At 73.1% G+C, this 19,890-nt stretch carries 20 protein-coding genes; 10 read left to right on the top strand and 10 right to left on the bottom strand.

Annotated elements, in window-relative coordinates; translation table 11 throughout:
- Positions 1–163: 163 nt before the first annotated feature.
- Together OG534_RS21115 and OG534_RS21110 are read left to right on the top strand one after the other, a co-directional pair.
- Positions 164–1,252, top strand: coding sequence for a DNA alkylation repair protein (locus OG534_RS21115; protein WP_326589787.1), 1,089 nt, complete (start codon positions 164–166; stop codon positions 1,250–1,252).
- A 54-nt stretch (positions 1,253–1,306) separates the two neighbouring features.
- Entirely contained in the window at positions 1,307–3,151 is a 1,845-nt protein-coding gene (locus OG534_RS21110; RefSeq protein ID WP_326589786.1) for a hypothetical protein, read from the top strand.
- Positions 3,152–3,205: 54 nt separating this feature from the next.
- Here OG534_RS21110 and OG534_RS21105 read toward each other — a convergent pair whose 3' ends face one another.
- From OG534_RS21105 to OG534_RS21085, 5 genes are all read right to left on the bottom strand, one after another.
- The gene (locus tag OG534_RS21105) at positions 3,206–4,678 is read right to left on the bottom strand and encodes an aldehyde dehydrogenase family protein (protein WP_326589784.1); all 1,473 of its coding nucleotides are present in this window, start codon (positions 4,676–4,678) and stop codon (positions 3,206–3,208) included.
- The gene (locus OG534_RS21100) at positions 4,675–6,414 is read right to left on the bottom strand and encodes an N-acyl-D-amino-acid deacylase family protein (RefSeq protein WP_326589783.1); all 1,740 of its coding nucleotides are present in this window, start codon (positions 6,412–6,414) and stop codon (positions 4,675–4,677) included. Before OG534_RS21100 ends, OG534_RS21105 begins: the two co-directional genes overlap by 4 nt.
- A 357-nt stretch (positions 6,415–6,771) precedes the next feature.
- Entirely contained in the window at positions 6,772–7,893 is a 1,122-nt protein-coding gene (locus OG534_RS21095) for an LLM class flavin-dependent oxidoreductase (protein ID WP_326593737.1), read from the bottom strand.
- A gap of 125 nt (positions 7,894–8,018) precedes the next feature.
- Positions 8,019–8,804 (bottom strand): SDR family NAD(P)-dependent oxidoreductase, encoded by a 786-nt coding sequence (locus OG534_RS21090; RefSeq protein WP_326589781.1) that lies wholly within the window; start codon positions 8,802–8,804, stop codon positions 8,019–8,021.
- Positions 8,805–8,814: 10 nt separating this feature from the next.
- Positions 8,815–9,789: an LLM class F420-dependent oxidoreductase gene (locus OG534_RS21085; protein ID WP_326589779.1), complete on the bottom strand. Its 975-nt coding sequence runs from the start codon at positions 9,787–9,789 to the stop codon at positions 8,815–8,817.
- Between the two features lie 163 nt (positions 9,790–9,952).
- Between OG534_RS21085 and OG534_RS21080 the strand changes: the two genes are divergently transcribed.
- Positions 9,953–10,210, top strand: a complete 258-nt coding sequence (locus OG534_RS21080) for a hypothetical protein (protein ID WP_326589778.1) — start codon at positions 9,953–9,955, stop codon at positions 10,208–10,210.
- Between the two features lie 66 nt (positions 10,211–10,276).
- Here OG534_RS21080 and OG534_RS21075 read toward each other — a convergent pair whose 3' ends face one another.
- From OG534_RS21075 to OG534_RS21065, 3 genes are read right to left on the bottom strand one after another with little or no spacing between them, the layout of a single operon-like run.
- Positions 10,277–11,137, bottom strand: coding sequence for a L,D-transpeptidase family protein (locus tag OG534_RS21075; RefSeq protein WP_326589777.1), 861 nt, complete (start codon positions 11,135–11,137; stop codon positions 10,277–10,279).
- Between the two features lie 26 nt (positions 11,138–11,163).
- On the bottom strand, positions 11,164–12,549 hold the full coding sequence (locus OG534_RS21070; RefSeq protein ID WP_442807115.1) for a sensor histidine kinase: 1,386 nt from the start codon (positions 12,547–12,549) through the stop codon (positions 11,164–11,166).
- Between the two features lie 11 nt (positions 12,550–12,560).
- Positions 12,561–13,223, bottom strand: coding sequence for a response regulator transcription factor (locus OG534_RS21065; protein ID WP_326589776.1), 663 nt, complete (start codon positions 13,221–13,223; stop codon positions 12,561–12,563).
- A 90-nt stretch (positions 13,224–13,313) separates the two neighbouring features.
- Here OG534_RS21065 and OG534_RS21060 point away from each other — a divergent pair, with 90 nt between their 5' ends.
- The 7 genes from OG534_RS21060 (at position 13,314) to OG534_RS21030 (ending at position 18,294) form a co-directional block, all read left to right on the top strand.
- Positions 13,314–13,823 (top strand): hypothetical protein, encoded by a 510-nt coding sequence (locus OG534_RS21060; protein ID WP_326589774.1) that lies wholly within the window; start codon positions 13,314–13,316, stop codon positions 13,821–13,823.
- A complete protein-coding gene (locus tag OG534_RS21055; protein WP_326589773.1) occupies positions 13,820–14,941 on the top strand; it encodes a peptidoglycan-binding protein in 1,122 nt (373 codons plus the stop codon). The genes OG534_RS21060 and OG534_RS21055 overlap by 4 nt, the downstream gene beginning before the upstream one ends.
- 5 nt (positions 14,942–14,946) lie before the next feature.
- Positions 14,947–15,657 (top strand): ABC transporter ATP-binding protein, encoded by a 711-nt coding sequence (locus OG534_RS21050; protein ID WP_326593733.1) that lies wholly within the window; start codon positions 14,947–14,949, stop codon positions 15,655–15,657.
- Positions 15,654–16,928 (top strand): ABC transporter permease, encoded by a 1,275-nt coding sequence (locus tag OG534_RS21045; protein ID WP_326589772.1) that lies wholly within the window; start codon positions 15,654–15,656, stop codon positions 16,926–16,928. Before OG534_RS21050 ends, OG534_RS21045 begins: the two co-directional genes overlap by 4 nt.
- A gap of 240 nt (positions 16,929–17,168) precedes the next feature.
- The gene (locus OG534_RS21040; protein WP_326589771.1) at positions 17,169–17,612 is read left to right on the top strand and encodes an NUDIX hydrolase; all 444 of its coding nucleotides are present in this window, start codon (positions 17,169–17,171) and stop codon (positions 17,610–17,612) included.
- Positions 17,613–17,767: 155 nt separating this feature from the next.
- Positions 17,768–18,112, top strand: a complete 345-nt coding sequence (locus tag OG534_RS21035) for a hypothetical protein (RefSeq protein ID WP_326589769.1) — start codon at positions 17,768–17,770, stop codon at positions 18,110–18,112.
- Entirely contained in the window at positions 18,109–18,294 is a 186-nt protein-coding gene (locus OG534_RS21030) for a hypothetical protein (protein WP_326589767.1), read from the top strand. The genes OG534_RS21035 and OG534_RS21030 overlap by 4 nt, the downstream gene beginning before the upstream one ends.
- On the opposite strand, the gene OG534_RS21025 is transcribed toward OG534_RS21030, so the two are convergent.
- Positions 18,291–19,145, bottom strand: a complete 855-nt coding sequence (locus OG534_RS21025) for a trypsin-like serine peptidase (protein WP_326589765.1) — start codon at positions 19,143–19,145, stop codon at positions 18,291–18,293. The genes OG534_RS21030 and OG534_RS21025 overlap by 4 nt on opposite strands.
- A 179-nt stretch (positions 19,146–19,324) precedes the next feature.
- On the bottom strand, positions 19,325–19,804 hold the full coding sequence (locus OG534_RS21020) for a GNAT family N-acetyltransferase (RefSeq protein ID WP_326589764.1): 480 nt from the start codon (positions 19,802–19,804) through the stop codon (positions 19,325–19,327).
- Between the last annotated feature and the right edge of the window lie 86 nt (positions 19,805–19,890).

Here is a 19,890-nt window from a genome sequence, read left to right as displayed (position 1 = left end):
CGGAATCGACCCTGCTTCAACAGGCTCCGGGGAGCAGCTTTCGGGATGCGGAAACCGCAGCCATGTCCGTTTTGTGCAAATACAAAGTTTCCCCCGTAACTTTGCGGTGACCAGTGGTAACCGCTGCACCCAGGGCGGCACCCGCATCCGCAAGACTGTCCCCATGCCCACGGCCGATGAGCTCCTCAGCGCGGAAACCGTCCGTACCCTGGCCCGGCTGCTCGCCCGCGCGGGCGGCCGCCGGTCCGCACCCGCCCTGCGCGCCCGCGCCGACGCGCTCGACGGGCTGTCCTACAGCGGCCGCGTCGCCGCCGTCCGCGACGCCGTCCTCGCCGACCTCCCCGCGGACTGGCCCGGCTTCGAGGCCGTCGTCCGCACCGCCCTCGCCGACCCCGGCTTCGAGGGCTGGATGACCTTCCCCGTCAACGAGGCCGTCGCCGCCCGCGGGCTGGAGGTCTTCGAGCCCGGGCTGACGCTGCTGCACGACCTCACCTCCCGGCTGACCGCCGAATCCGCCGTACGGCCCTTCCTGCGCGCCGACCCGGCCCGCGCCCTGGCCGTCGTACAGAAGTGGACGGACGACCCGGACCCGCACGTACGCCGCCTCGCCAGCGAGGGCACGCGGCCCCGGCTGCCGTGGGCCCCGCAGCTGCCCGCCTTCGTCGCCGACCCGCGCCCGGCCCTGCCGGTGCTGGACGCCCTCTACCGCGACGAGTCCGAATACGTCCGCCGCTCCGTCTCCAACCACCTCAACGACATCAGCCGGGACCACCCCGCGCTCGCCGTCGAGACCGCGGCCCGCTGGCTGGCCGAGCCCGCCGGTACGACGGACCGCGTCGTACGCCACGGCCTGCGCACGCTCGTCAAGGCCGGCCGGCCCGAGGCGCTGACCCTGCTCGGGCACTCCCCGGACGTGCCGGTCTCCGTGCGCGGGCCGGTGGTCACCACCCCGCGCGTCGCCGTCGGCGAGTACCTCGTCTTCGGCTACGCGGTCACCAACACCGGCGTGCTCCCGGCCGAGCTGGTGGTCGACTACGTCGTGCACCACACGAAGGCGAACGGCACCCGCACCCCCAAGGTGTTCAAACTCGTCACCCGCGCCCTGGGCCCCGGCGAAACCCTCACCGGCACCAAGCGCCACTCCTTCAAACCGATCACCACCCGCCGCTACCACTCCGGCGACCACCTGGTGCAGCTCCAGATCAACGGCCGGGTCCGCGGCGAGGCCGTTTTCTCACTGGACGCCGGATGATCACTGCGGCATGCTGCCGGTCATGACCTACGGAATCGAGTCCCAACCCGCCCGGTGAGCGCCCGCGACGAGCGCCAGGCGCTCAGCCCCCGGACCACCTCCCTCTACGACTACGCCCTCTTCCGGCACGGCATCGAACCCGAGGGGCGGATCCCCTCCGGTGGCTTCCCCCTCCCCGAGGGGTTCCCCGGAATCGACGAGGACGACGAACTCGACTACGGCCCCGCCGAAGCGGCGGTCACCGAAGCCCTCGCCCCGCTGCTGGCCGACCCGGACACCGACCGGGCCGCCGAATCCGCACAGCTGCGGCTGGCCGCGCTCCCCGTCGAGCCCAAGACCGTCCACCGGATCACCTACTGGATCGGCCGCCGCCTCACACCGGACGACCCGATCACCGGCACCGCCCGGTGCCTGGCCCGCCGACTGGCACGCACGGGCAGCCACCCGGCCGCGGTCAGCGCCGGTCTCGGCCTGCTGACCTGGCTCGGCAGACCCGAGGACGTCCCCTGCGTCCGCACCCTGGGCATGCTCGAAGGCTTCGCCGACCCGGCAGTCGAGGCCCTCGAACGGATCGACCGCCATGCGGCCGCTCTGCTGTGGCTGACCCGCCGCAATGACGAACCCCGCGTCCAGCAGCTGATCGAGGCGGTGACCAGCGAGGACTCCGACGCCGTACGGGCCTTGCTGCTCCCGCCGGCGGACCCGCCGCCCGCGCCCTGGCCCGTACCCGTCGCCCGGCTCGCCGAGGTCGTCCGGCTCGACGTCCTGCTGCGTGCGTACCCGCAGGACGCGGGGCTGGTCGGACTGGCCGGACGCATGCTCGCCGTGATGGCCGACCCCTACGTCCAGGGGCCGCGGTTCCCCGACTACTCACGTCCCGTGCCCCTGTACGAGGCGGTGGTCGCCGGGGCCCACCGGCTCACCCCGGAGCTGGACGCCCACGCCATGCTGCTGTCGCTCGCCATCGACCTGTACAGCGGTGCGGGCGCGGTCCTCGACTGGCCGCCGGGGCGCCGCGAGGAGCTGCTCGACACCCTGGGCCGACTGCTGGCCCGACCCGCCTGGGCGGCCGTGACCGGAAAGGCGGCGGACGGCGAGGGCGACGCGGGGCTGCGGGCCGGCTGGATCCGCCGCACCGGGCGGCGGCCGTTCGCCCGCCCCTGCGGGCCGGACCGGTTCCGCCTGGAGGTCGTCGTGACCGACCCGGCCGTCCGGAGCCTGGTGGAGACGCGCATCCTGGTCGACGGACTCCCCGTGGTGGCCGCGCTGTTCCCCATAGGTGTCTGCCAGGGCCCCAGGGCCCTGCTCGACAACGGCCTTCTGCGGGCCGAGGCGGAGCCCCGCGAGGTGCAGCTCGCCTGGCCGCACTGCGGCGAGTTGTGCTGCGGCGCGCTCCACGTCAGCATCCGCCGGGAGGGCGACCATGTCGTGTGGGACGGCTGGCGGGGCTCGGAGGGGCCGCAGCCCGCAGCGCTGCGATTCGACGCCGCCGCCTACGACGCCGAGATCACCCGGGCCACACAGGACCGGGAGTGGGAGTGGCCGGCCCACACGACCGCTCTGCTCATCGCCAGAGGTCTGCGGGACCGGCCCGAGCTGCTCTCCGCGTGGGACTGCGGGGAGGCCTCGGCGCACCCCTCGTGGGGCGATCCGGGGACGGTCCTGGTCTCGTTCGCCCACGAGCGCGGCCTGGGGGCCGGGACGCAGGTCCCGGACGGACCGCGGCTGTACTTCGAGTGGCTCGTCCCCGACGACGGATCCCCACCGCAGGAGCAGGCGGCCGCCGCACTCCGCCGGCTCGCGGCCGGCGATCCCCGGTTCCTGGCCAGTCTCCGTCATGCCCGCCGGGAGGACGCCGAGGCCCTCGGCTTCCCCTGGCCCGAGGAGGAAGAGGAATAGGAGCTCGGGTGGGCGCCCTTCCCGGGTGCCCGCCCGCGATCCGCGCGTGCGGACCTACGCCGTCCAGACGATCGACTGGATCTCGCTGTACGCGTGCAGGGCGTACGAGCCCACGTCGCGCCCGACTCCGCTGCGCTTGAAGCCGCCGAACGGAGCCTCCATGTTGCGGCCGATGGTGTTCACACCGATCCCGCCCGCCCGCAGCCTCCGCGCCACGCGGAACGCGCGCGCCGAGTCCCCCGACCACACGTAGTTCAGCAGCCCGAAGTCGCTGTCGTTGGCCAGCCGGACCGCCTCTTCCTCATCCCCGTCGAAGGGGACCACCACGACCACCGGGCCGAAGATCTCCTCGCGGACCACCCGCATGTCGTTCGTGCAGTCCACGAGGAGGGTCGGGGCCACGTAGAAGCCGCGGCCGTCCCCCACCACCGGGCGCTCGCCGCCGTGGGCGATCCGCGCGCCCTCCTTCTTCCCCAGCTCGATGTAGGACTCCACGCGGTCCCGGTGGGCCGCCGAGATCACCGGCCCCACCACCGTGCCGGCCGCCGCCGGGTCGCCGACCTTCATGAAGGCCAGGTAGCCGGTCAGCTTCTCCACGAGCTGTTCGTACACCGACCGGTGGACGATCACCCGGGTCGGGGCCGTGCAGATCTGTCCGGAGTAGAAGGAGAAGGTGGTGCCGATGCCCATGACCGCCGCGTCCAGGTCGGCGTCCTCGAAGACGATCGCCGCGCCCTTGCCGCCCAGCTCCATCAGCTGCCGCTTCATGCTCCGCCCACAGACCTCCGCGATGCGCCGGCCGACGGCCGTGGAGCCGGTGAAGGACACCATGTCCACGTCCGGGGAGTCGACGGCGGCCTCTCCGACCTCCACCGACTGCCCGTTCACCACGTTCACCACGCCCGCCGGCACCCCGGCCTCCGCGAGCGCCGCGGCCATCTTGAACACCGACAGCGGGTCCTGCGGGGCCGGCTTGACCACGACCGTGTTGCCCATGGCCAGGGCCGGGGCCACCTTGCCCGCCGGGTTCGCCCACGGGTTGTTGTACGAGGTGATGCAGGTGACGACCCCGACCGGCTGGCGGACCTCCAGCGCGCCCAGGATCGACGCCTTCCCCATCGGGCCGGCCTCCGTCACCTGCGGCGGCAGCCCCTTCTCCACCGGCTCCAGCGCGCCCTTCGCGTACCGCCGGAAGCGGGCGACCCCGACCCCGACCTGCATGCCGCGGGCGATCCCGGTCGGCGCGCCCGTCTCGGCCCGGGCCAGCGCCGTCCACGGCTCGAACTCCCGCTGCATGATGTCCGCGGCCCGGTCGAGGATCGCCGCCCGCGCCTCGGGCTTCGTACGCGACCAGCTCTCGAAGGCCTCGGCCGCGGCGCGCGCCGCCTCCTCGACCTGCGCGCGCGAGGCCTCGGGGGCCAGGCCCACCACCGACTCGTCCGCCGGGGCGACCACCTCGTAGTGGCCGCCCGCCGGCTCCACCCACTCCCCGCCGATGTAGAGCTTCTGCGCCTGGGCGTCCGTCACCGGGTGCTCACCGTCCTCGTGTCACGGCCCGACCGGAGCACGATCCCGGGGATCGCCCCCGTGATCTCGTCGTCGCGGATGGTCTCCACGCCGTTGACCCGTACCGAGACGATGCCGATGGCGCGCGCGTCGAGCCGGGGGCTGTCCCCGGGCAGGTCGTGGACCAGGGTCGCGGGTCCCGCCTCGATGCGTTCCGGGTCGAAGAGGACCAGGTCAGCGTGGTGGCCCTCGGCGAGGCGGCCGCGCTCGCGCAGCCCGAACAGCCGGGCCGGGTCGTCGGTGAGCATCCGTACCGCCTGCTCCAGCGGCACCAGCTTGCGGCCGCGCAGGCAGTCGCCGAGGAAGCGGGTCGTGTACGGGGCCCCGCACATCCGGTCCAGGTGGGCGCCCGCGTCGGAGCCGCCCAGCATGACGTCCTCGTGCTGCCAGGTCTCGGCGCGCAGGGTCCAGCTCGCCGGGTCGTTGTCGGTGGGCATCGGCCAGAGCACCGTGCGCAGGTCGTCGTTGGCGCAGATCTCCACCAGGCAGTGGAAGGCGTCCTGGCCGCGCTCGGCCGCGATGTCGTTCACGACCCGGCCGGAGAGGCCCTCGTTCTCCTTGCTGTACGTGTCCCCGATGACGTACCGCCCGAAGTTCGCGAGGCGCCGGAAGACCCCGGCCTCCTTGCTGTCCGCGCGGCGCAGCATCTCGGCCCGTACGCCGGCGTCGCGCAGCTTCTCGATCCGCTCGGGGACGGGCAGGCCGAGGATCTCGCCCCAGCCGGGGATGAGGTTGAGGGCGCAGAAGGTGCCGAGGGACATGTTCATGGGGGTGAGGATCGGCATCGTCAGCGCGACGATCCGGCCGCCGGCCTTGCGGGCGCGCTCGCTGGGGATGAGCTGGCGCGGGACCCGTTCGGGGACGGAGGCGTCGACGGTGAGGACGTTCCAGTTCAGCGGCCGTCCGGCGGCCGCGCTCATGTCGACGAAGAGGTCGATCTCCTCGTCGGAGAACTGGTCGAGGCAGCCGGCGACGATCGCTTCGAGCTGGGTGCCCTCGTGTTCGGCGACCGCGCGGGAGAGGGCGAGGAGTTCGGCCGGCTTGGCGTGCCGGGAGGCGACGGGGGCGCCGGCGCCGTCGGAGTGGGTGGAGGACTGGGTGGTGGACAGGCCCCAGGCGCCGGCGTTCATGGCGTCGTGGAAGAGGTCGAGCATCTGCTGCATCTGCTCGGGGGTGGGCTGGCCGCCGACGGCGTCCTCGCCCATGACGTGCCGGCGCAGGGCGCAGTGGCCGACCATGAACCCGGCGTTGACGGCGATCCGGCCGTCGAGCGCGTCGAGGTACTCGCCGAAGGTGGACCAGGTCCAGTCGACGCCCTCCTCCAGGGCCTTGAGGGCCATGCCCTCGACCTTGCTCATCATGCGGCGCGTGTAGTCGGCGTCCTGCGGGCGGTCCGGGTGGAGCGGGGCCAGGGTGAAGCCGCAGTTGCCGCCGGCGACGGTGGTCACGCCGTGGTTCATGGAGGGCGTGGCGTACGGGTCCCAGAAGAGCTGGGCGTCGTAGTGCGTGTGGGGGTCGATGAAGCCGGGGGTGAGGACGAGGCCGGTGGCGTCCTCGGTGGTGCGGGCCTCTTCCGTGACGGTGCCGGGCTCTGCGATGACGGCTATCCGCCCGTCCCGTATCCCGAGGTCTGCGATGCGGGCGGGGGCGCCGGTGCCGTCCACGACGGTCGCGCCCTTGATCAGGTGGTCGAGCATGACGTCCCTTCTGCCGGTGTGCGCGTTGCGGCCGTACAGGTCCGGGCAGAGCCCGGTGCCCGGCGGAGCCGGGTTTCCCGGGGCGCCGCCCCAGACCCCGCGCCTCAAACGCCGGCGAGGCTGAACCATCCAGCCCCGCCGGCGTTTGAGGCGCGGGGGTTCGGGGGCGGCGCCCCCGCGGCGGGGCCGCACCCGTGTGCCCCGGCCGGAGGCCGCCGGGCCGGCCGCGGCCTCGGCATCGCCTCCGGCCGGGGCCGGTGCGGGACGGCGGTCCGGGAAGGCGCCGTCCCCGTACGGGGGCCCGGGTCCGGGGCACGGGGCCGGCTGCGGCCCGTCGCCCGTCGTCCGGGGCAGCCGCTACGCGGATTCCCGGAAGCGGGTCGTGCGGTGGACCGGGTCCGTGTCGATGTGCGGGATCACGTGCTCGCCGATCAGCTTGATCGTGGTCATCGTGTCCTCGTACGAGACCCCGGTCGGCAGACCGAAGGAGAGCTGGTCCGCGCCCGCCTGCTCCCAGCGCTTGCACTGGGCGCGGACCTCCGACGGGTCGCCGCAGATCAGCAGTTCCTCGGCGATGAGCAGCTCGATGATCTCCGCGTTGTACTCCGGCAGGATCTCGGGCCACTGCGGGATCGCCTCGGGCCGCGGGAAGGTGTCGTGGTAGCGGAAGACCAGCGACTGGAAGCGGTTCATGTTGGCGTTGACGGCGATCTCGACGGCCTTGTCGTGCGTCTCGGCGCAGATCGCGGTCGAGGTGACCATGACGTTGTCGTTGACGAAGGCGCCTATCGCCTTCGCCTCCCGGATGGCCGTCTTGTACTGGTCGAGGACCCACTCCATGTCGGAGACCTTCTGCACGCTGAAGCCCAGCACGCCGAGGCCCTTCTTCGCCGCCATCGCGTACGAGGACGGGGAGCCGGCGGCGTACCACATGGCCGGGTGCGCCTTCCCGTACGGCTTGGGGAAGATCTTCCGCGGCGGCAGCGACCAGTGCTTGCCCTGGAACCCCTCGTATTCCTCCTGGAGGAACATCTTGGGGAACTCCGCGATGGTCTCCTCCCAGATCTCCTTGGTGCCGTTCATGTCCTCGATGCCGGGCAGGAAGCCGAGGATCTCGTGGCTGCCCGCGCCGCGGCCGGTGCCGAACTCGAAGCGGCCCTTGGAGAGGTGGTCGAGCATGGTGACCTTCTCGGCCACCTTGACCGGGTGGTTCACCGGGGCGAGCGGGTTGAAGATGCCGGAGCCGAGGTGGATGCGCTCGGTGGCGTGGGCGAGGTACCCGAGGAACACCTCGTTCGCCGACAGGTGCGAGTACTCCTCCAGGAAGTGGTGCTCGGAGGCCCAGGCGTACTTGAAGCCTGACTTGTCCGCCTGGATGACGTACTCGGTCTCCTCGATCAGCGCCTTGTGCTCTGCCTCGGGGTCGACCTTGGACCGCGCCTCAGGCACGTATCCCTGCACAAAGAGCCCGAATTCCAAGGGGTTCACCGTCCTTTGGTTTCTGACGTTGCGTCAGATTCGATGTCTCGACTGTTCCATCGCGGGGGCGGGAGCGTCAATAGCTGACGCTCCATCAGATACTGAGGGAGGGTGAGCCGTGGCGTCTACAGGATGCTGACGCCCGCCATCCAGCCACCGTCGATCACGAACGGCTGGCCGGTGATGTACGAGGAGTCGTCCGCGGTCAGGAAGAGCGCCAGCCTGGCGATCTCCTCCGGCTGCCCCACCCGCCCCATCGGGACCACCCGCTTGTAGAGCTCCGCCATCGCGTCCCTGGCCTCGTCGGTCATGTTCGCCGGGTCCAGCAGGCCGGGATTGGCCATCGGGGTGTCCACGGCGCCCGGGCACATCGCGTTGACCCGGATCCCCTTGCCCGCCAGCTCCAGCGCGGCCACGCGGGTGAGGCCGAGGATGGCCGCCTTGGTCGCGGCGTAGGTGCCGACGTACGCCATGCCCGTCAGGCCCGTGTACGAGGAGGTGTTGACGATGGTGCCGCCGCCGGCCGCCTCGATCTCGGGGGCCACCGACTTGATGCCGAGGAAGGCGCCCACCTGGTTGACCTGGACCACCTGCTGGAACTCCTCCAGCGGGGTCGCGGTCAGCTCGTTGAAGCGCAGGATCCCCGCGTTGTTGACCAGGCCGTTCACCGGGCCGAAGGCATCCTTGGCCGTGGCGATCGCCGCGGCCCAGTCCTCCTCGCGGCTCACGTCCATCCGTACGTACCGCGCCCGGTCCTCGCCGATGTCCTTGGCCACCGCGGCGCCCTGCTCGTCCAGCACGTCGCCGAGCAGCACCTTGGCCCCCTCCGCGGCGAAGAGGCGGGCCTCCTGCTCGCCCTGGCCTCGTGCCGCGCCGGTGATGACGACGACGCGCCCGTCCAGCTTGCCCATGCCCGTGCTCCTAGTCGCTAGTCGTCAGTCGAAGTGGCTGGTCGTTGAGGTGCGGGGCCACCTCGGCCCCGAAAGCGGTGATCTGGTCGACGAGTTCGGCGCGGTCGCGGCTGCGGAAGCGCACCTGGATCTGGTCCACGCCGAGCGCCTTGTACTCCCGCAGGGACTCGGCGAGCGCCTCCGGCTTGCCGGTGAAGGTGCGCCGTCCGGTGTCCCAGCCGGGCTCGCCGACGTACAGCGCCTCGGTGATCGCGCCGATCTCCATCGGGCCCGCCACTCCGGCCTCGGCGCGCAGTTCCCTGATCCGGGCGATCTGCGCCGGGAGCCGGCCCCGCGGGTCGCCCTGCGGGAGCCAGCCGTCCCCGCGGACCGCGGCCCGGCGGACGGCGGCGGGCGAGGAGCCGCCGACCCAGACGGGGATCCGCTCCTGCACGGGGCGGGGCAGCTGGCCCAGGTCCCTGAAGGAGAACAGCTCGCCCTCGAACTCCGGGTACTCCTCGGGCCCCAGCGCCGCCCGCAGCGCGTCCAGGGTCTCGTCGAGGACGGCCCCGCGGCGCGCGAAGTCCACGCCGAGGATCTCGAACTCCTCCTGGACGTGCCCCGCGCCGACGCCGAGGATCAGCCGGCCGCCGGAGAGGTGGTCGAGGGTGGCGTACTGCTTGGCGCTGATCAGCGGGTGGCGCAGGCCGAGGATCGCCACGTGGCTGAGCAGCCGCACGTGCTCGGTGACCCCGGCGAGGAAGGACAGGGTGGCCACCGGGTCGTACCAGACGGTGCTCATGGGGCCGGCGAGCCGCCGCGGGATGGCCACGTGGTCGCAGGTGGCCACGTACCCGAAGCCGGCCCGGTCGGCGGCCCGTGCGACCGCGGCGAGATCGGCGGCGGTGGCCGACGCCTCCCAGGGCTCGGCGTAGAGGGTGCTCTGCGACTGGACCGGGAGCTGCATCCCGTAGACCAGCCGACCTTCCGGAAATACGCGCGCCATGGCGGGCCCGCCTCGCCTTCGTCTGCCGATTCGTCATATCGGTGCCGGGCCATCGTCGTAGCTGACGGTCCGTCAGGCAAGAGGGAGAACCGGTCCGCCGGCCGAACGTCGGGGGTACTGGCGACAGGAGCCCTACCCTTGCGGTATCGGAAGGAGCAAGCTCATGGCCGACGCCACCATCCGCATCTCCGGCGAAACCAAGGACAGACTCGCCGCCATGGCCGCCGCCGAGGGGCTGTCGCTGCGCGCCTACCTGGCCCGTCTCGCCGAGACGCTGCTCACTCCGGCCGAACGGGCCGAGCGCGCCGAACACGCCCGCGCCGCGCTGCAGGACTGGAACGGCTACGCCCCGACTCCGTCCGAACAGCATGAGCTGGACATTGAGTTGGACCGGCGCCTGGCGGAGGCGAGGGGCCGGTGACGGAAACACACAGCGCGCCGGCCGAGACCGCGATGCCGACGGCCCGGGTGCCTGAGCGGCCCGGGGTCAGAAGCCTTCCGGGCCCATCACGATGACCGGCTTCGCCGCCGGGTCGAGGGTCTCCAGGACCTGCTTCATGGCTTCCTTCGGGATGCCGACGCAGCCCTGCGAGGGGCCGTCGTGGTCCACGTGCAGCCAGATGTTGCCGCCCTTGCGCTCCCCCTCCGGCTTGACCGGGTCCAGCGGTGAGGTGCCCGGCCTGCGGTTGAAGTCGATGGCGACGACGTAGTCGAAGGAGCCGGCCAGGGACTCGCCGTTCACCCCGCGGCCCGTGGCCACGAAGGAGGCGTCCTTGTCGTACGGGAGCCGGGTGCCGGGCGGCTTCGGCAGCAGCCCGCCCGCGTCGGTCAGCGCGAAGACGCCCTGGGGAGAAGTCAGGTCGCCGTACGTGCGCTCCGTGGACCAGCCCTTGGCCCCGTTGCGCGCCGGCCAGCTCGCGGCCCGGATCCAGTCGGCGCCGGCCGCGGGACGGTTGTAGAGGGCGGCGGTGGACTCCGAGGAGTCCCTGGCCCGGCCGGTGACCAGGATGAGCTGGCGCGACTCGGCGGGGATCCTGGCCCGGGTCTGCTCACTGATGCCGGTCAGGCCCTGGAGCGGGTCCCGCGGGGCTTCGCGGGGGGCTTCCCGGGGAGCGTCGCGCGCGGCGCGGTCCGCGGCCGGCGGCCGGGAGTCGGCGCGCGCCTGCGCCGCGGTGCCGCCGGCGTTCTCGTCGAGGGCGTACACCCAGCCCGCCGCGAAGGTCAGCAGGCCGAGCGTGGCGGCGAGGGCCACGCGACGGGACGTGGGCGAGGACGTACGAGTACGTCCCGCACGCGGCGTACGCGACGTACGGAGCGTGCGGGAGCGGGCTCGGCGGTGCTTGCTCATTGAACCGACCGTACATCAGCCACCCTTCACTCCGGCTGAACGCTGCCCTGCCGCCGGGAGTCTGCCACCGGGAAGCGGACGCGGACCGTCAGGCCGCCCTCCGGGCCCGGGTTGGCCTCGGCCGCCAGCTCCGCCCCGTGCGCCCGTGCGATCGACGCCACGATCGAGAGCCCCAACCCGGCCCCCTCACCTGCGGTGTGCTGCCGTTCGGCGCGCCTGCGGAACGGCTCCAGGAGCCCCGGCACGTCCGCCGGATCGATCACCGGACCGGTGTTCGACACCGTCAGTTCCCCCTCGGGGGAGGTGGACACGGCGATCCGGCCCCCGGCGCGGTTGTGACGTACCGCATTGATCAGCACGTTCCGCAGGAGGTGGCCCAGCAGGAGCCGGTCGCCTGTCACGGTCAGCGGCGCGAGGGTCCGTACGACGGTCAGCCCCTCCTGCGGGCAGGCCGCCAGCTCGGCCGCCGCCAGCGCCGCCAGGTCCACCGGCTCCGTGGACTCCAGCCCCTGCTCCGAGACGGCGAGCAGCAGCAGGGACTCGATCAGGTGCTCGCTGGAGTCGGCGACGCCGATGAGCTTGGCGCGGATGCGGGCGACCTTCTCCGGCGACGGGTCCCCGGCCAGCCCGATCTCGGCCGCCGCCCGCTGCACGGCCAGCGGGGTGCGCAGTTCGTGCGCCGCGTTCGCCGCGAACCGCCGCTGGGCGGAGACCAGATGCTCCATCCGCCCGAGCATCGCGTCGAAGGTGTCGGCCAGCTGCTTGAGCTCGCCGGGCGGGGCGTCGAGGGCGATCCGCTCGTCCAGGTTCTCCCCGGACAGGCGGCGCGCGGTCTCGGTGATCACACCGACGGGGCGCAGCACCCGGCCGGCCATCCACCAGGCGAGCCAGATCGACAGCACGGCGAAGACGGCCAGCGCGAGGAGCGAGTACATCAACAGCCGGTGGCGGGTCGCGTCGGTGACGGCGTCCGAGAGGTTCTGGGTGAACGCGTAGCCCTTGAGCTCCTCGGGGGTGGGGGCCTCGCCCGGGGGCCGACGCCGCGCCGGTTCCCAGGTGCGGCCCACGTCGGCGCGCTCGCCGGGCGAGGCGCTGGGCCTGGCACCGGGCGTGGCGCCGGGCGAAGCACTGGGCGAAGCGCCGGGCGAGGGGAGGACGTAGGCGGGGCTGACCGTGCGGACGGCCCCGCTGACGCTCGCGTAGAGGCCCTGTCCGACCAGGACGTAGACCAGCGCCACCAGGCCGCCGCCCGCGAGGAGCAGCAGCGATCCGTAGAGGGCGGTGAGGCGGCCGCGCTCGGTCCGCAGGACTCCGCCGACCGGGCGACGGGCCGCCGGGCCGCCGGTTTCCGGGCGGTCGCCGCCTCCGAGGCGGCGGGGCACGAGACGGCGGGGCATCAGACGGCGGGGCATCAGGCGGCGCGTCACGGCGCGGCGATCCGGTAGCCCGCGCCCGGCACGGTCTCGATCAGCGGCGGCTCGCCCAGCTTGGCGCGGAGCTTGCTCAGGGTCACCCGGACGGCGTTGGTGGAGTAGCTGGTGTCCTGCTCCCACACCTGCTCGATCAGGTCGTCGTTGCCGACCACGGCGCCCTCGGCGCGCAGCAGCGCCTCCAGGACGGCGAACTCCTTGCGGGACAGCGCGAGCCGGTGCCCGTCGCGGGTGGCGCTGCGCCGGGCGGTGTCGACGGCGATCCCGGCGCGCTCCAGTACGGGCGGCAGGGCGGGGCGGGCGCGCCGGCCCAGCGCCAGGACGCGGGCGAGCAGCTCGTCGTAGGCGAAGGGCTTCGTGAGGTAGTCGTCCGCTCCGAGGCCGAGGCCCTCGACGCGGTCCCGTACGGTCCCGGAGGCGGTCAGCATCAGGACCCGGGTCAGCAGCCGCTCGCGCACGACCTGGCGGCAGACCTCGTCGCCGTGCAGGCCGGGCAGGTCGCGGTCCAGGACCAGGACGTCGTACTCGCCGAGGCGCAGCCTCCGCAGGGCCTCCAGGCCGTCGGCCGCCTCGTCGACGGCGAGCGCGTCGCGGCGCAGCCCCTCGGCGATCATCTCCCTGAGGAATTCCTCGTCCTCCACCACCAGTACGCGCATGGCGTCCTCTTTACCCGAGATCGGCATTTCGCCGCCGTAAGCAGGGTGCGAGAGGGAAGCGAAAGGCCCTCTCCGCGCAGGCTCGGGCCCATGAAGCGATCCCTGATCATGACCACGGCCGCGGTCGTCACCGGGCTGACCCTGTTCGCCACCGCCTGCGCGAACGACTCTACGGACGGGAAGAAGGACTCCTCCGACAGCGCGAGCGGAGGCGGAGGCGGAGGCGGGAGCGACAGCGGCGCCGGCGCCGACGCGGACAGGGCCGTGAAGATGCGCCAGTGCCTGCGCGAGCAGGGCATCGACGTGCCGGACCCCGAGCCCGGCCAGGACCCGCGCGGGATGACGCTGGGCGGCGGCGCCGACCCGCAGAAGATGCAGGAGGCCATGAAGGCCTGCGGGATGGGCGGCCCCGGATCCGGCAAGGAGCCCACGCAGGAGGAGAAGGACAAGGAGCTCAAGTGGATCCAGTGCATGCGCGAGAACGGGGTCGCCCTCAAGGACCCTGAGTACAACGGGGGCATGAAGAGCGCCACCGAGATCCCCAAGGGTCAGGAGAAGGCCTTCGAAGAGGCCCAGAAGAAGTGCGAAACGGCCCGATGAGCAGGCGGGCCAAGTGGCTGCTGGGCTCGCTGGCCGCCGTACTGGCCGTCTCGGGCGGCGGCTACGCCGTCATGGACCGGCCGCAGCGCGACGGCGGCGGGCAGGAGCGGCGCACGGCGGGCCTGCCGCCGGCCACGGCGCCGGTGCAGCGCGGCGACCTCAGCTCGGGGCTCCAGGTGGAGGGCACCCTCGGCTACGCGCAGGAGCGCAAGCTGAACGCGGGCGGGCCGGGGGTGCTGACGTGGATCGCGGGCGAGGGCTCGGCGGTCGAGCGGGACGGGAAGCTGTACGAGGTCAACGGCCGGGTGGTGCGGCTCATGTACGGGTCCACGCCGATGTACCGGCCGCTGAAGGCCGGGGACAAGGGCGAGGACGTCAAGCAGCTGAAGCGGAACCTGCAGGCGCTGGGGTACGGGACCGGGCTCGATCCGGAGGACGGCGTCTTCACGGCGGGGACGGCGACGGCGGTCAAGCGGTGGCAGAAGGCGCACAAGGCGGCGGAGACGGGCGAGGTCGGCAAGGAGGACATCGCCTTCGCCTCGGGGCCGCAGCGGGTCCGCAGGAACGACGCGGCGGTCGGTGACGAGGCCGCGCCCGGAAAGCCGGTGCTGACGGTGACGGGCACCGAGCGCGTCGTCCGCTTCCAGATGGACGCGGCGAAGGCGGGTGCGGCGAAGGCCGGCGATCCGGTCACCGTGCGGCTGCCGGGTGGCGCCAGCGCCACCGGGAAGATCGACTCGGTGGGCGGCGCCGGCGGTGCGGACGGCCAGGGCGACGCCGCCAGCGCGGGTGGCGGCGGTGGCGGTGGCGGCGGCGCGGGCGGCGACAAGAAGGCCAAGGTCGACGTGGCCGTCACCTTCGACAAGCCCGCCGAGATCAACGCCCCCGACCAGTCCCCGGTGACCGTCGGCCTGACCGGCGAGACCCGCAAGGGCGTGCTCTCCGTACCGGTCAACGCGCTGCTCGCACTCGCGGGCGGCGGCTTCGGCGTACAGGTCGTGGAGGACGGCCGGGCGCGCGAGGTCAAGGTCGAGCTGGGCATGTTCGGCAACGGCCGGGTCGAGGTGACCGGCGACGCCCTCAAGGAGGGCATGCAGGTGGGGATCCCAAAGCTGTGACGGCCATGACGCACCCGGAGCCGGTCGTGGAACTGACCGGGGTCACCAAGGAGTACCCGGGCGGGGTCGCGGCCCTGCGCGGGGTCGACCTGAGCGTCGCCGCGGGCGAACTCCTCGCCATCGTCGGCCCGTCGGGCTCCGGCAAGTCCACCCTGCTGCACATCGTCGGCACGCTGGACCGCCCGACGGCCGGCCGCGTACGGATCGCCGGGCACGACATCGCGGCCCTGTCGGACCGTTCGCTGTCGGCCCTGCGGTCCCGGCACGTCGGCTTCGTCTTCCAGTCCTTCCACCTGGTGCCGGGCATCAGCGCCCGGGCGAACGTCGCCGAGGGACTGCTGTACTCCGGCCTCTCGCGGGCCGAGCGCGGCCGCCGCGCGGCCGAGGCCCTGGAGCGGGTCGGCCTCGGCGACCGGATGGGCCACCGGCCGCACGAGCTGTCCGGCGGGCAGAAGCAGCGCGTGGCGATCGCCCGCGCGGTGGCGGGCGCGCCGGACCTGCTGCTGGCCGACGAGCCGACGGGCGCGCTCGACACGGCGTCCGGGGAGTCGGTGATGGAGCTGCTGCACGAGCTGAACCGGGACGGCGCCACCATCGCCGTGATCACCCACGACCACGAGATCGCGGCGAGCCTGCCGCGGCAGGTGCGGATCCGGGACGGGGAGATCGTGGCGGACGTACGGAGCCGGGCGGCCGGGGCGGGGGTGGCGTCATGAGCCGTACGAGGACGCCCGAGAGCACGCCCGAGAGCACGCGCAGGAGCACGCGTACGGCGGCACGCACGGGCGCCCGCGCCCGGAGGCTGACCCCGCCGCGGCTGTCCCCGCGGGACGTCCTGCACGTCGGATCGGCCGGCCTGCGCTCGCGCCCGATGCGGGTGTTCCTGTCCGCGCTCGGCATCGCCATCGGCATCGCGACGATGATCGCGGTGGTCGGGATCTCCTCGTCCAGTCAGGCCAAGCTGCTGCGCGAACTCGACGCGCTCGGCACCAACATGCTGGTGGCGACGCCCGGCCAGGGGATGTTCACCGGCCAGGACACCAAGCTCCCCGAGGACGCCCCCGGCATGATCTCCCGCATCGAGGGCGTCGAGTCGGTCGGCACCACCGGGGACGTGGCCGAGTCCGTACGCCGTTCGGAGAACATCCCGAAGGGCGAGACGGGCGGGGTCGTGCTCAAGGCGGCCAAGGACGACCTGCTGGGCACGCTGCGTGCCGGCATCGCGAGCGGCACCTGGCTCAACGGGGCGACCGGCCGCTACCCGTCGGTGGTGCTCGGTGACGTGTCCGCGCGCCGGCTCGGCATCACCGAACCGGGCCAGCAGGTCTTCATCGGCGGCCGGTACTTCACGGTGATCGGCGTCCTGAAGCCGATCCCGCTCGCCCCCGAGATCGAGCGCTCCGCGCTGATCGGCTGGGACGCGGCCGAGCAGCTGCTGGGCTTCGACGGGCACCCGACGGCGGTGTACGAACGGTCGGCGGACGACCGGGTGGCGGCGGTCAGGAAGCTGATCCCCCAGACGGCCAACCCGCAGACCCCGAGCGCGGTCCTGGTCACCGACCCCTCGGCGGCCCTCCAGGCGAAGGCGGCCACGGAGGGCGCCTTCAGCACGCTGCTGCTGGGTCTGGGCGGGATCGCGCTGCTGGTGGGCGGGGTCGGGGTCGCCAACACCATGATCATCTCGGTGCTGGAGCGGCGGCACGAGATCGGCCTGCGCCGGTCCCTGGGCGGGACCAAGGGCCAGATCCGGATCCAGTTCGTGACGGAGTCCCTGCTCCTGTCCGGCCTCGGCGGCCTGGCGGGCATCGTCCTCGGCGGCGCGGCCACGGCGGTCTACGCCCGGGCGGGCGACCTGCCCTGGGTGGTCCCGCTGTGGGCGGTGACCGGCGGCTTCGCGTCCACGCTGGCGATCGGCACGCTGGCCGGCCTCTACCCGGCGGTCCGCGCGGCCCGGCTGTCGCCGACGCTGGCGCTGGCGGCGGCGTAGGGGGGCAACGGGGCGGGCGGACGCGGCGGTTCGGCCTCGGGCGATCGGACCGGGTGGTCGAACCGGGCGGTCGAACCGGGTGATCGGACCGGGTGATCGGACCGGGCGGTCGAACCGGGCGGTCGAACCGGGTGATCGGACCGGGCGGTCGAACCGGGTGATCGGACCGGGTGGATGGGGCGGCAAAAGGCCTGGTGCAAGCCCATCCCCCGGATCCGATCACCGGCGTACCCTGAATCGATGAGGCGAACTCCACGTCACGCAGCGCGCGTTGTCATCCTGTCCCCCGCCGGATCCGTGTTCCTCTTCCGCGAGGACAACGTGGAGGTCGGCATCCACTGGCTACCGCCCGGCGGCGGCATCGACCCCGGCGAGAGTCCCGAGGACTGCGTGCGGCGCGAGCTGCGCGAGGAGACCGGGTGGACCGACCTGGAGCCGGAGCGGCTCCTGTGCACCTGGGAGCACGACTTCACGCACCAGGGGGTCCCGGTCCGCCAGCACGAGCACGTCTACCTCGCACGGGGACCCCACCGCGAACCGGTCCTGGAGGAACCCGGCATCCACTGGCAGTGGCTCCCCGCCGAGCGCCTGGCCACCCTCGGCGAACCCCTGTGGCCCCCGCGCCTGCCGGACCTCCTGGCGAACGCCCCGGCAGAACCGGTCCACCTGGGCCTGCTGGCCTGACCCCCGGCCCGATCGGCGAGGCGCGGCCAAGGGGTGGCGATCACGTGCCACCCACTCCTTCGGGCGGATTCGCCCTCGCACGGATTCGCCTACCCCTCACCGGGCGGTGCCGGGCGCACTGGCGTGGAGTGCGCCGACCGGAAGAGGAAGCGCTGATGACCACCGCCCCGGGGCCCGCCCACGGTGTCCCCCCGATGCCCGAGCGCAGCATTCCCGCGTTGCGGGCGGCGATCGCCGCCCACGCCCCGCAGCTGCTGGGCGACTTCGAGGCCAACTGGCGGGCGAAGGTCGCCGACACCTACGACATCGGGGCGGCACCGGCTTTCCTGGCGCGCTGGTGGGGCGAGTACGCGCTCGCCAGGGACCCGCACCTCGACCACCACGTTCGTGATCTCGAGCGGCGGGCGGCCGAGCGTGCGGACCCGGACAAGGCCAGGGACCTGCTGGAAGAGACGTCGCGCATCCACCACCGGGTGGCCGCGCTCGGGCCCGGCGAGTGAGCGCAGAGTTCCCCGGGCCCCCATGGGCCACTGACCGCACCGACGTCGGGACTCTGAAGATCACGATGGCGGCCGCCCTCTTCGGAGGCGGCACGGAGATCGGCTGCGACCCGCAGAACCCCGTGGTCTCCTGCCCGGCGCCGTCCAACGCCCCCAGCGTCAACGTCGTGAACTCCCCCTAACGGGACGCGGGGGCCTTCGCCGTGGCCTTCGCGTACAGCGAGGCCGCGTACTCCCCGAGGACCGTGCTGGTCGACACGTCGTCGGTGTCCCCGCCCGTGAGGATGCCGATGATCTTCCCATCGGGGGCGATCCACGCGCTGCCGCTTGTGCCGCCCGGGAAGTCGGCGCAGTCGAAGCGCTGCTGCGTCGCGCTCAGGCGGACGGCGACCGACGTGCAGGTACGGGGAACCTTGCGGTCGGCGGGGTAACCGGTGACGGTGACCTGCTCACCCGCGCGGCCACTGGTGTCGAGCGCGGCCGCCCCGGTCACGTCCTCGATGGCGCGGCCCTGGCCGTCGGGGGCGAGGCGGGCGAAGGCCAGGTCGTAGTCGTCGTCCGTACCCTCGGCCCAGCGGTCGTCCTCGAAGACCTCCTCGATCTTCCACGTGCCGTACGGGGCGACCCCGTTGGCGTACGCGGGCGCGAAGACGGCGGTCCCGTCGCCCTGCCGGCCGTCGAGCAGGCAGTGCCCGGCGGTGATGAGGAGGTTGCGGCCGGGGCTGCTCACCACGGTGGCCGTGCAGAAGTGCTCACTGTCCAGGCCGTTCGTGAACAGGGCCCCGGTGAAGGCCGCGGGCCCACCGGGCGGCGGCGTCACGGCCGGCGGCAGGGTGGTCGCGGGCGGTGCGGAGAGCTGCGGCTTCGCCACCTGCGAGCGTGAGGGCGTCGCCGTCGGCGACATCGTCGGCGCGGCCTTCGCCCGCACGGCCGGAACCTCCCCGGGCGGCGGCGCCAGCTTGGCGACCGCGGCTGAGGCCCCCAGTGCCGCCACAGCACACAGCACCGCCGTCACGGCGGTCCGCTTGTCCACCGGCATGATGATCCTCCCGCTTTGCCCTGGCGCAGCATGCCTTGGGGGCGGGGGCGGGTGCAAGGCCGTCGCTCGCACCGGCACGGCGGAGCGGCGTACGGGTCAGGACGGCCAGGCGGTCATGGCGATGTCGGCGAGTCGTTCCAGGTCGCTGCGGCCGGCGCCGTCAGGTGAGGCGGTCAGAGGTGGCGTACGAAGCCGAGGCCCGGGCGGCCGTCGACTCGGACGTCGCCGACCGGCGTGAAACCCGTGCGGGCCAGTACGCCCTGTGAGCCGGGGTTGTCGAGGGTCGTGACCGCCCTCAGCGTGGTCAGGCCGTACTGCGTGGCCGCAATGCCGCAGGCCTCGTGGACGGCCGCCGTGGCCACTCCCCGGCCGGCGGCCTTCTCGGCGATCCGGTATCCCAGCTCGGCCGAACCGTCCGCCACGTCGACGAGGTTGACCCGCCCCACCACCTCGCCGCCGTCGCCCACCAGGACGTGGAAGAAGCACAGGCCGGCGGCCTGCTCGGCCATCAGGGCGTGGTGCCGCTCGCCGAAGTGGGCGAAGTAGTGATCGCCGCGGTCGGGAACGGACGCCGCGAAGTAGGCCCGGTTCTCCCGCTCGAACTCAAGCACGGCCGGGGCGTGGTCGAAGCGCAGAAGCTGGAGTTGAGGCACGACTCGATGGTAATCCCCCGCCCCTCCCCCCACACGCCGCCAACTCCACGGCGACAGAAGCTCGTTGGGCTTATTGATCTATCATC

Origin of the sequence: Streptomyces sp. NBC_01294, assembly GCF_035917235.1 — a bacterium.
Classification (GTDB): domain Bacteria; phylum Actinomycetota; class Actinomycetes; order Streptomycetales; family Streptomycetaceae; genus Streptomyces; species Streptomyces caledonius.
This window is presented reverse-complemented; position numbering and strand designations above follow the sequence as displayed.